General features: G+C 43.0%; 9 protein-coding genes and 1 pseudogene. 6 read left to right on the forward strand and 4 right to left on the reverse strand.

All coding sequences use genetic code 11. From position 1 onward, the window contains the following. Nucleotides 1-37: 37 nt before the first annotated feature. Nucleotides 38-4,327, reverse strand: coding sequence for a multifunctional 2',3'-cyclic-nucleotide 2'-phosphodiesterase/3'-nucleotidase/5'-nucleotidase (locus C6344_RS17355; RefSeq protein WP_106073148.1), 4,290 nt, complete (start codon nucleotides 4,325-4,327; stop codon nucleotides 38-40). A gap of 254 nt (nucleotides 4,328-4,581) precedes the next feature. On the opposite strand from C6344_RS17355, the gene C6344_RS17360 reads away from it, so the two are divergent. After that, nucleotides 4,582-5,100 carry a type 1 glutamine amidotransferase domain-containing protein gene (locus tag C6344_RS17360; RefSeq protein WP_060595771.1) on the forward strand — a complete coding sequence of 173 codons (519 nt, stop codon included), beginning with the start codon at nucleotides 4,582-4,584 and terminating at the stop codon, nucleotides 5,098-5,100. A 112-nt stretch (nucleotides 5,101-5,212) separates the two neighbouring features. Here C6344_RS17360 and C6344_RS17365 read toward each other — a convergent pair whose 3' ends face one another. Continuing rightward, nucleotides 5,213-5,428 (reverse strand): DUF1128 domain-containing protein, encoded by a 216-nt coding sequence (locus tag C6344_RS17365; protein WP_003214000.1) that lies wholly within the window; start codon nucleotides 5,426-5,428, stop codon nucleotides 5,213-5,215. A gap of 77 nt (nucleotides 5,429-5,505) precedes the next feature. Then, the gene (locus tag C6344_RS17370; protein ID WP_060595772.1) at nucleotides 5,506-6,861 is read right to left on the reverse strand and encodes an alanine/glycine:cation symporter family protein; all 1,356 of its coding nucleotides are present in this window, start codon (nucleotides 6,859-6,861) and stop codon (nucleotides 5,506-5,508) included. A gap of 174 nt (nucleotides 6,862-7,035) precedes the next feature. Between C6344_RS17370 and C6344_RS17380 the strand changes: the two are divergent. The 3 genes and pseudogenes from C6344_RS17380 to C6344_RS17390 all read left to right on the forward strand — a co-directional run bounded on the left by C6344_RS17380 (nucleotide 7,036) and on the right by C6344_RS17390 (nucleotide 8,697). Then, nucleotides 7,036-7,507, forward strand: a pseudogene (locus tag C6344_RS17380) (low molecular weight protein-tyrosine-phosphatase). 20 nt (nucleotides 7,508-7,527) lie between these two features. Beyond that, nucleotides 7,528-7,860, forward strand: coding sequence for a YtxH domain-containing protein (locus C6344_RS17385; protein WP_106038429.1), 333 nt, complete (start codon nucleotides 7,528-7,530; stop codon nucleotides 7,858-7,860). A gap of 18 nt (nucleotides 7,861-7,878) precedes the next feature. Then, a complete protein-coding gene (locus C6344_RS17390; protein WP_034665141.1) occupies nucleotides 7,879-8,697 on the forward strand; it encodes a YihY/virulence factor BrkB family protein in 819 nt (272 codons plus the stop codon). A gap of 210 nt (nucleotides 8,698-8,907) precedes the next feature. On the opposite strand, the gene C6344_RS17395 is transcribed toward C6344_RS17390, so the two are convergent. Beyond that, nucleotides 8,908-10,089, reverse strand: coding sequence for an MFS transporter (locus C6344_RS17395; protein WP_106043726.1), 1,182 nt, complete (start codon nucleotides 10,087-10,089; stop codon nucleotides 8,908-8,910). A gap of 75 nt (nucleotides 10,090-10,164) precedes the next feature. On the opposite strand from C6344_RS17395, the gene C6344_RS17400 reads away from it, so the two are divergent. Continuing rightward, nucleotides 10,165-10,542: an OsmC family protein gene (locus C6344_RS17400; protein ID WP_060595775.1), complete on the forward strand. Its 378-nt coding sequence runs from the start codon at nucleotides 10,165-10,167 to the stop codon at nucleotides 10,540-10,542. A 64-nt stretch (nucleotides 10,543-10,606) separates the two neighbouring features. Then, nucleotides 10,607-11,674 carry a calcium/proton exchanger gene (cax, locus tag C6344_RS17405; RefSeq protein ID WP_106073149.1) on the forward strand — a complete coding sequence of 356 codons (1,068 nt, stop codon included), beginning with the start codon at nucleotides 10,607-10,609 and terminating at the stop codon, nucleotides 11,672-11,674. Nucleotides 11,675-11,723 lie beyond the last annotated feature (49 nt).

Genomic DNA, 11,723 nt, shown 5'->3' on the forward strand with positions numbered 1-11,723 from the left:
TGAAAAAAGGACAGAGCCTATGCTCTGTCCTTTTCCTTTAGGATGATACATTTTTTCTTGTACGCTTGCGCTGGTAGTAATAAAGGATACCGCCTGCGGCGAGCATGAGCACGCCAATCAGTACAGCTGTATACATCATCGTGGCTGTATTCGGCAGTGTGCCGCCTGGGAGGCCGGTTCCTTCTTGGTTTGGATCTGTGCCTGTACCTCCGCCTGGTGCTGATGTTTCGCCGTCTCCACCATTTTGATCTGGGGTTGTTCCAGCTGCTGCATTTTGATTGAGGACGGTGTATTCGCTGAAGTGATCAGTTTGACCTGATACGACTCCATTTTCGAACGATCCGTTACTTGTTTTGGCGTAACGATTCTTCTCGCGATCCACATAATACACACCAGGTTTTTTCGCCTTTTGAGGCTCGTCTAGTGTAAAGTATAGTGTGACAGGGTCTTTAAAGGTCGAAACCTTTTTCTTGTCTTGTTTGATTTGGAAATCATACGTATCCGTTAATGCGTTTTTCACTTTATCCGTCTTTGTCATCCATATATCTGCGCTTTTCTCGGATAAATTCGAGAGCGGCAATGCGAGTCCCACTTTGTCATGATAGATGGTCACGTTTGGATCTTGCTCTCTTTTCTTCAGCTCGGCTACTTGCGCTTTTGATAGAGACAATTGAACGTTTTTCGCTTTGCTTGCTTTGTCTAAATAGAGAAATGCTTTGTTTGTATGCTGCACATACGTTTGGAATTTCTTATCATCTTGAATGTCATAAGCGCCTTTTCCTTTCACGCGAGGAAGGAACACTTCTTTCACCCTGTGATCGATGACAGGCGAAATCTGCCCGTCTGCCTTTTCAATTTGCTCTTTGAAGATTTCATAGTCGACATAACCTAAGTCTTCGCCGTGAGAGGCTTCTGTAAAGACGCTGTAGCCGTCGCCGCCTGTGCCAACAAAGGCATTTGTGGCTACGCGGTATGTTTTCTCATCATCAATGTCTGTCAGTTGACCTTTTTGGTCTTTCAATTTCACATCAATCAGTCTGCTGCCAGCTGGTTTACTGAGTGTAAACGTATATTCAATGCCAGCTACATGAGGGAATGCACCTCCGCCTTCCTCAATGCCTGACAGCCCCTGTTCGAGTGCTTTTTTAATTTGACTGCCTTTTAAATCTGCGACATAAAGTGTATTTCCGAAAGGCATCACCGTTAAAATATCACCTAAAGTGATATCTCCTTTTTCAATGCTTCCACGAATACCGCCGCCGTTTGTGATGGCAAGGTCAGCACCGGCAGATTCTTGCGCTTTCTGCAGCATGCCGTCGGCAATAAAGTTCCCAAGATTCGTTTCCTTCGCACGGACGTGCTCGCGTTGTCCGTCTAATAGGACATCTGTATAGCCGACTTTTTCTGTTTTTAAATCTTGAATATCTGCTTTGTACCCATCAAGGATCGCTTTTGCATCTGCATCTTCTTTGACAGAGTCATCAATAGAGATCAGGTCAAAAGAAGATTCTTTTGGCTGTACGACGCCTTTTTTGTCAAAGGCTACGTCTACTTTCCCTAAAAATTGTCCGTAGTCTTTCACCTGAGCGACAATTGTAGGTTCTTTTTTATTGATGACCTTTAATTTTTCAACAAGGGTGTGCGTGTGACCGCCAATGATTAAATCAATACCGTCAACTTTTTGAGCCAGCTCAAGATCACGATTGTAGCCAATGTGTGTTAACGCAATGATTTTATTGATTTTTTCTTCTGTTTGAATGGTGTTGACTGTTTCTTTTGCTTTCTTGTACGCATCTTTAAATTGAATGTTAGGACCGCTGCTGGATGTAATGGCTGTGTCTTCAGTCGTTAAGCCGAATACGGCCACCTTTTCACCATTAACATCAAGCAGGATGTAAGGGTAGATCCCGGCTTCTTTTTTCTCACCAGCTTTAAATGAGGCTGGTTTTTTCACTAAGTCGCTCAATTGTTTTTCCTTCGAGACATCCACGTTTGATGACACGACCGGGAATTGAGGCTTTTCAAATTGATGACGGTTTTTCGGATCGACATCTGATGCATCACCTGTCAGAAATTGACGTAGTACAGAAGGACCTTTGTCAAATTCATGATTACCAAACGTCATGGCATCGTATTTCATTAAGTTCATCAATTTCAGATCGGCAAGTCCTTGCCATTTTGTGAAGTATAGGTCACCAGAGAAGACATCTCCAGCGTCCAATAAAATATTGTTCTTGCTTTCAGCACGGATTTCTTTGATCTTTGTTGCGCGTCTTGCCGCATCATCAAGGTGTGCGTGTGTATCGTTCGTATGCATGACTGTTAAATTCCAGTTGTCTGATGAAGGCGGTTCTGTTGTGCCATCCTCTTTAAAGGCTAGCTTGTACACACCAAGACCATCTGTGCTTGCGTTACGAACAAAGTCTACGCTGCTTGATTTCTCAGCAAACGGTTTGGCTAAAAGAGAAGATTCAAATGTTAAAGTTGCGCCTTTCACCGGTGCAATGGCCCAGTTTTGATCAGCACTTGGGTTGATGGTTTTTTGTTCGATAATATAATCCATCAGCACTTGACGGTTCTCATCTGCTGAGGCAAGCACCACTTTATCTTGGGTCAGATGCGGAAAGCCTCCGCCGCCAGAAGCACGATAGTTATTTGTCACGACTAAAAATTCTTGATTGTCAGAGACTGTTTCCCCGTTGTAAGACAGGTTTTTGATGCGGTTTGCATTGGCGTTGACAAGTGTGCCTGTTGTGCTGTATTTAGCAGGCTGCGTCACATCGACTTGGTATGACACACCATCTATTACATCAAAGTTATACGAGCGGTATTCCTCGTTTAAAATCGGCTGTTCTTTTGAAACGTTCGGTTTGATCTGATTAAACTGTCCGGCAGACATCTCTAACCAGTCTTTCACTTCACTGCCTCTCAGTTTCACAATCTGCACAGTGTTATCGTAAAGGTAGAGATCGCCGATGTTCTTAATCGCTAAATCTCCTTTTGCGATATTTGTATAATAATTTACACCGTTTCGTCCGCCTGCTTTAAACGGCGCACCTGCAGATAAAATCGGTAAATTTTGATACGCAGTGTCCTTCATTTTTTCTTGTGCATACCATTTTTGGGCATCTGTCACAATTTGAATCGAAGGGTCATCCATCACTTGAGCGAAAAAGCTATTAATGTCTGCTTCTGTTTTGCCAACAGGCTTTCTCACGTAATCAAGTGTGTTTTGATGCGTTGTTTGAATGGCATCTTTTACTGTGCTTTTCTGAGATGATACTCCGGCAACAGATTCGATCTTGCCTGTTCCGTCGGTGACCTTCCAGCTGCTGCCGTCAGGCTCTAGTGTTAAATCAATGACTCCGAGGTAGCTGCCCCAGTTTTTTGACATGACGACTGGGATGCCGTTGATGGTTCCTTTTGAGACATCGAATTTGTCAACGCCGTTATATTCAGCGCTTGGGAATGTGCCATGCTGGTGCCCAGATACAATGGCATTGATGCCTTTTGTTTTCGTGGCAAGGTCAAAGATCATATTTTCTGATCCTTTAGGTGAAGCTGTTTTTTCAATTCCTGTATGGGCAAGAGCGACAATGACATCTGCGCCTTTCGCCTTCATTTCAGGAATGGTTTCATTGGCAGATTCGACGATGTCCTGCACTTGGACTTGTCCATCTAAATGCTTCTTATCCCACGTCATAATTTGTGGTGGAACAAATCCTATGTAACCAACTTTCACAGTTTGTGAGGCTCCGTTTGCATCTTTAAAGGTTTTATCTTGGATCACGTAAGGTGTAAAACGGTGTTCTCCATTTAGCTTTTTGACGTTCGCATTGACAATCGGGAAGTTGGCGCCCGCAATGGTACCGTCAAGGAAAGATAATCCGTAGTTAAATTCATGATTGCCAAGTGTTCCTGCATCGTATTTTAGTTTGTTGAGTGTATGAATAATGGGGTGAACCTTTGTTTGATTGATGATGCTGTCTTTCTCATGTTTGTAAACGTATTCTCCAAGAGGGGTTCCTTGAATCAGGTCTCCGTTATCAACAAGGAGTGTATTTGGATTTTGTGAACGGTGCTTGTCAATCAGCTCGGCTGTTTTTGCCAAGCCAAATTCATTTGTTTCTTTGTCGCTGTAATAATCATAATTCATCATGTTCGCATGAACATCGGTTGTGGCTAAGATGCTGACCTTTACGGCTTTGCCGTTTTCTGTTTCTGCATGAGTAGGTACTGCTGGGAGAATGAGACTAATCATCATAATGGAAGTGAGCAGAATAGACAGGTTTTTCCTTCGTTTAGACCTATGTGTTTGCTTCTTCACCTGATCTCCGCCTTTCTAATTTTTTTGACCACAATACCTATTGTAGAAATGTTTCGTTAACTTTTGTAGTTATTTTTTGCAGATTATTGTAAAGATAACATAAATCATACGAATTACCTTGTTAAGGGGATACGAATGAGTCGAAATGCTTATTTTTATCGTAAGGGGTTTTCTGATAGGGATAGGATGTTTCATTTCAACATGCCCGGGTATAGTGTGTAGTGTAAACGATAATCAAGCAGGAGGGTTTCTACATGGGTAAGAAAATTGCAGTTGTATTAACAGATTACTTTGAGGATGTTGAATTCACCGAGCCTGCAAAAGCCTTTAAAGATGCAGGTCATGAAATCACAGTGATTGAAAACGAAAAAGGAAAAACAGTGAAAGGGAAGCAAGGAGATGCAGAAGTGAGAGTGGATGCGTCCATTGATCACGTGAAGCCTGAAGACTTCGATGCACTTCTCATTCCTGGCGGTTTCTCACCAGACATTCTGCGTGCAGATGATCGTTACGTCCAATTCACTAAAACATTTATGGATGAGAAAAAACCAGTATTTGCGATCTGTCACGGACCGCAATTGCTTATTACAGCGAAGACGCTGGAAGGAAGAGGCGCAACTGGCTATACATCCATTCAAGTAGATATGGAAAACGCAGGCGCTAAATTTAAAGACGAAGAAGTTGTCGTTTGTCAGGATCAGCTTGTGACAAGCCGTACACCTGATGACATTCCAGCATTTAACCGTGAATCATTAAAACTGCTTGAGAAATAAACCGCAGTTATGACAGGATAAAAAAAGCCAGCACCTTAAGGGGTGCTGGCTTTTTCTGCGCATGATGTAAGGAAACTGCGTGCAGACCGCAAAGCAGCTTCCTGATGCACCATTATTTTCTTAAGTTTTTTAGCTCGCTTGCGATGGCTTGCATTTCACTTGGGCTGAATGAAGATTTTTTCATCACCATTTGGTGAAGAAATTCGATATCTTCGTACTTGTCTGGACTGAAGTCCTCGGCTTTGATGACTCCAATGTTCAGCATATTTAACTTTTGCGAAATGTCTTCAATCAGCTGATTGACTTCAGCCGCTTTTTGCTCTGACAAGGGCGGCACGTCCTTTCCTGCATATATGTCGAATAATATGTCTATTTTAACAGAAATGCAAAAGAATAAAAGGGCTATTAAGATGACACGGAGATGTTTTTCTCCTTTTTCTCCTGCTTAATCTTATCAATGATTCGTTTGGATTCAAATACGACAACCCCTGATAAACCGATGAGCCCGATTAAGTTTGGAATCGCCATCAGCCCATTGAGCATATCTGCCACACCCCAAACGAAGTCATTTTTAAACACGGCACCGAAAAAGACAGCAATGACAAACACGATGCGATAATACATGACGTACGAATCCTTCGCCAAATATGTAAAGCATTTTTCGCCATAATAGGACCAGCCAATGATGGTGGAATAGGCAAACAAGAGCAGACCGATTGCCACAATGGTTGAGCCAACTGGACCGAGGAAATGAGCAAAGGATAACGAGGTCAGCGCATCACTTTTCACTGTTAAATACATATCTGCCATGACAATGGTAATGCCAGTGATAGAACAAACAATGATTGTATCGATAAACACTTGCGTCATAGATACGAGAGCTTGACGGGCAGGCATATCCGTTTTCGCAGCCGCAGCAGCAATTGGTGCTGACCCAAGACCTGCTTCATTGGAAAATACTCCTCGTGCCACACCCCAGCGAATGACAGTTCCAATTGCACCACCTGCCACGGCTTGACCCGTAAAGGCATCTGAGAAAATAAGACCGACTGCGCCTGGAACGAGATCAGCATTCATGACAAGAATGATCAGACCGCAAATGACGTAGAATAAAGCCATGACTGGTACAAAAATAGATGTGACCCGGCCAATGCTTTTAATTCCGCCTAAAATCACGAGTGCCGTAAAAGCCGTAATGATGATACCTGTTACCCATGTTGGAATTTGAAAAGTAGAATTCATGACTCCTGAGATGGAATTAGACTGTACCAGGTTGCCGATCCCAAAGGCAGCACTGGCGCCAAAAACAGCAAATAGAACCCCTAGCCATTTCTGTTTCAATCCATGCTCTAAATAATACATAGGTCCGCCAGACATTTCGCCTTTTTCGTTTTTGATCCTGTATTTAACTGCAAGAACAGCTTCTGCAAACTTAGTGGCCATTCCGAAAAATGCAGCAAACCACATCCAGAATACCGCACCCGGACCACCCGCTATAACTGCCGAGGCCACACCTACGATATTCCCTGTACCGACAGTTGCAGCAAGAGCCGTCATTAACGCTTGGAAATGAGAAATATCTCCTTCTGACATTTTGTCTTGTTTAGAAAAAGCGAGCTTTAAAGAATAAGGAAGTAATCTAATTTGAATGAAGAGAACGCGAAAGGTGAGGTATATTCCAGTACCAACAATTAAAATCAATAGGGGAGGCCCCCACAAAAAATTGTTCATCGTCGTGACAAACTGCTCAATTATTCCCATCTAATATCCCCCTTTGTTTGTGTAATTCTCCTAAAGTTTCTCCTGTTTTTGTGTAATTTGTCAATGGCGATGAGAGCTTTTCTTGCAAAGTTTCCAAAAGAAAAAGGGCTTGATATGATAGAGAAAAGGTTTTCGAAAAGAACTCTTAGGGAAAAGATAGGAGGAGAATGAAGAATGATTCATGTGTTATTCGTGTGTCTTGGCAATATTTGCAGGTCACCGATGGCAGAGGCCATGTTTAGAAAAAGAGTAGAAGATGAGGGGCTTAGCGAGCACTTTGTGATTGATTCAGCAGGGATTGGCGGCTGGCATCAAGGAAGTCCTCCGCATGAAGGAACGCGAAAGCTGCTTGATGAAAAAGGCATCAGCTATGAAGGAATGACTGCAAGACAAATCATGGAGAAGGATATCACCACATACGACTATATCATGGCGATGGATGCTGAAAATGTAGGGGCACTTCGCAGTATAGCCGGCTATGGGAAACATCACTTTATTGGCCGTCTTCTTGATTTTGTAGAAGATGACGATCGAGATGATGTGCCAGATCCTTATTACACTGGGAACTTTGAGGAAGTCCAATGAATTAATTGAAACAGGAATTGACCGTTTTTTGACGTATGTAAAGAAAGAGAACCACCTTTAACTGAAAGGAGATCAGACGAGATGGAAGAAAAAAATCAAATCGTGCTCCGAGGAGCTGTCATAGGGGCAGTTTGCGGCGCATTGCTAACTTTATTTCATCGGCCAACGAGAATTGCACTCAAAGACAAATGGAATGACTGCCAGCAAAAGCTGGATGAATACCGCCAGGAGCCAGGCAGAATATCGGCTTGCATGAAAGAAAAGATGGAAGAAACGAAGCAGCTGATGCGAACAGTCTCAGATGATTTGTCATTTTTAAATGAACAGGTCAATCAGTTAAAGGAAACAACCCCAAGGGTATTAGAAATTATTGAAGAAACAAAGGATCACTTTCAATCGAAACAGACAGATTGATCATTGGAGATGAGGCGTATGGGTTTTATTAAAGCGTTAATTGAACGCTTTTTGCTGCATGAAGGACCGGCAAAATCTGCTGAGCTTGCGTATTTCTTTTTGCTTTCATTATTTCCGTTTCTCATCTTCGTGCTGACACTGGTTGGGTATTTGCCGCTGACGTCAAAGGATGTCCTGAGCGTCATTTCTGGTTATGCGCCAGAAGGAGCGCTTTCGATGATTGAATCCATTGCCGATCAGACGCTGAATAATCGTAACGGCGGATTATTATCGTTCGGGATTATTGCCGCCCTTTGGTCAGCATCTAACGGCATTAATGCCGTCGTCAGAGCTTTTAACCATGCTTACGAAGTTGAGGAGAATCGTTCCTTCATTCTCGTACGTTTAACATCGATCATCTTAACGATCGCGATGGTTTTGACCATTATTTTTGCCTTGATGCTGCCTGTCTTTGGAAAAGAACTTGGTTTATTTGTCGCTAAATTAGTCGGGCAGTCAGATGCCTTTCTCACCGTATGGACTGCGATGAGATGGATCATTAGCCCGCTGATTTTGTTGATTGTTTTTACATCCTTGTACTATTTTGCTCCAAACATTAGGCTGAAATTGAAATTTGTTCTGCCAGGTGCCATTTTTGCATCGATTGGATGGATTTTGGTCAGCATGCTGTTTTCATTTTACGTAGGCGAGTTTGCCAACTACAGTGCGATGTACGGAAGCATTGGGGGAATCATTATTTTAATGATCTGGTTTTATTTAACCGGCATCATGATTATCCTTGGCGGCGAGCTCAATGCGCTTTTACATAAACGTAAAATCGTACCAGGCAAGCTATAAAGAAATCCGGGCATCCTAAAGAAGAACGAACAAGTTCAATCTGAATGGATGGGGGAAATCACATATGTCCAAACAATCGAAAAAAGGCGGAAGCAATACGAAACAAAACAAAGGTCATCAGCCTAAGCACAAAACAAGCGGCAGTGCGAACGGGCAAAATGGATATCACTAAATGAAAAAACTCCTCTGCATAGCGCAGGGGAGTTTTTTTCATTTAGAAATGGATGCATTGGAACTTTCAACCACTGCTGCCGTTCGCCCAAATCGAACGCAGAAAAACACGAATAATATCACGATGCTGACAAGGTAAAGTAAATTCATTCCTTCAAACGTTTGCACAAAGATTCCACCGAGAACAGGCCCGAGAATACTCCCCGCACTAAACGCCATCCCGCACATCAAATTTCCAGCAGGAAGCAGATGCTTTGGCAATAAGTCGGTCATATAACTGATGCCAAGTGAGAAGGTAGAGCCTACAGCCATTCCGGCAATAAAGAAACAAATCGCAACAGCCAAAACCGATTGAATGAAAATTCCTGCTAGTAGGAAAAAGAAAGACCCGACGAGTGTGACACATAAAATGATGCGGCGCCTGCCAAACCGGTCGCTGAGCATCCCGAGAGGTAGCTGAAAGACAATACTTCCAATGGCAAACGCAGGTAAAATAAACGCCACTGCATCCACTGTTACCCCGCTTCTAAGTGCATACACAGGGAAGTTGCTATTGAGTGTCGTTTCTAAAAAGCCATAGCAAAACGGCATCATAAAGGCGACCCAGCCAAATTGAAAGGCTTTCTTAAAGCGCTTCAAACTGTTTGTCTGCTCTGACGTCTGCACTTCGCCCGTATCTGGATATGTATTTTTCAAAACAAAAACAAGCAGCCAAATACATAAACTAACGGCACCAGAAACAATGAAAGGTAAAGATGGGTTGATTTCAATGAGTGGTGTTAAAAAAGGTCCAGCGGCAAAACCGAGTCCAAAGGATAACCCATACAATGAAATATTTCGCCCGCGATTTCTCGATGACGACGCATAGGTCACCCACGTCTGTGTAGAGAAATGCAGCATATGATCACCAATCCCGATCATGAGCCGCAGGAAGAACCAGACGACATAAGATTCAAAAAACACAAAGCTAAACAAGCTTAAAAAGACAGCAGCGCCCCCAATGACAATTAACGGCTTAAACCCAAACCGGCGAAGCGGCGCTTCCATAAAGGGAGATGCTAGCAGCACGCCAAGATATAAGCCTGTGGCATGCAGACCGTTTAACGTAGGAGAAGTGCCGGCATGTTCAAAAATAATCGAAATGACAGGCAATAACGCTCCCTGCGAAAAACCAGATACAGATACAAGTAAAATTAAAATCATAAAGTGAATTCTCGACATAAGAAGCTCCTTACAAGTTCATATTTTCATCGTACAATGGAACCATAGGGGTTTCAATAGAAAGGTGGAAAAGGAATGAAACTGATATACGAAACGGACCGGTGGATTGCGGGAACAGATGAAAAGCAGCTGTATATCTCAGGAAAAGAAGAAATGGGGTACAGGCCATCTCAATTGTTCACCTCAGCTATTGCAGGCTGCTTTGGAGAAATGCTCATTCATGTATGCCGGAAAAAGCGAATATCCTGTGAAGGGCTGTCGATCACACCTGAAACGACAAGAGCAGGAGCTGTAAACAAAATCTCCCGTATTCATTTACATATCATTTTTGAACACATCAATACATCTAAAGAACAAATAGATAAAGTCATCACAATTGCTTTGAAGCATTGTTCGATGGTGCAGTCTGTGAAAGGAAGTATTGAGGTCACCTTCTCACACGAACGAATCTAAATGTATATGATGCCGGCACTCACGAAAGAATAACAATCAGACATATGTAAAGGAGAATGGCTGTATGAATCGTTTGTTTCTTGTGATTGTCGCAATTGGTGTGCCGCTATCGGTCATTGGCAGTTTTCTTCATTTCCCGCAGGTCATCATGTTTGCCGTGTATTGTATCGCCATTATTGGTCTTGCTAGTTTTATGGGAAGAGCCACAGAAAGTCTTGCCATCATAGCGGGCCCAAGAATTGGCGGGCTTTTAAACGCCACATTTGGAAATGCGGTAGAGTTAATTATTTCATTTTTTGCATTAAAGCAAGGACTGACAGCTATTGTACTTGCTTCATTAACTGGATCAGTTATCGGAAACTTACTGCTTGTGGCGGGGCTGTCTTTTTTCGTTGGCGGATTAAAATATAAGCGCCAAGTGTTCAATGTCCACGATGCAAGGCACAACTCGGGCTTGCTCATGTTTGCCATTATTGTGGCGTTTGTCATTCCAGAAGTGTTTTCGGTGGAGATGGCTGAGGATAAACAATTTGTTTTAAGCATTGGAATTAGCATTGTGATGATTTTGCTTTATGTCGCAGCGCTCTATTTCAAACTGGTCAGCCACCGCGGAGTCTATGTTGCCAAGCTGGAGAGCATGGACGTGGAAGCGGAGACGGAAGAAGAAACACCTGAATGGTCTGGTAAGTTTGCCACTGTGATTTTGCTGCTTGCGACGATTGCCGTTGCGTACATTTCAGAGCGCCTCGTCCATACATTTGATACGGTGGGAGAACAATTTGGCTGGAGTGAGCTGTTTATCGGAGTCATTATTGTGGCCATCGTCGGAAATGCCGCAGAACATGCCTCAGCTGTCATCATGGCGTATAAAAACAAAATGGATGTCGCGGTGGAAATTGCTTTTGGCTCAACGCTTCAGGTTGCCATGATGGTCGCGCCAATCCTTGTCATCAGCTCTCTTTTTTTCAATAAGCAGATGCCGCTCATTTTCTCTTTACCAGAGCTCATTGCGATGGCATCCGCTGTGTTACTCACGGTCATTTTATCAAATGATGGTGATACAAACTGGTTTGAAGGCGCCACATTACTTGCTGCCTATTTCATTATGGCGATTGGATTTTTCCTTTTATAATCTTTTGTGGATAAGGGACGTCTTTGCGGAAAATACTATGGAAAAATGA

Source organism: Bacillus sp. GBSW19 (genome assembly GCF_002998655.1).
GTDB lineage: Bacteria > Bacillota > Bacilli > Bacillales > Bacillaceae > Bacillus.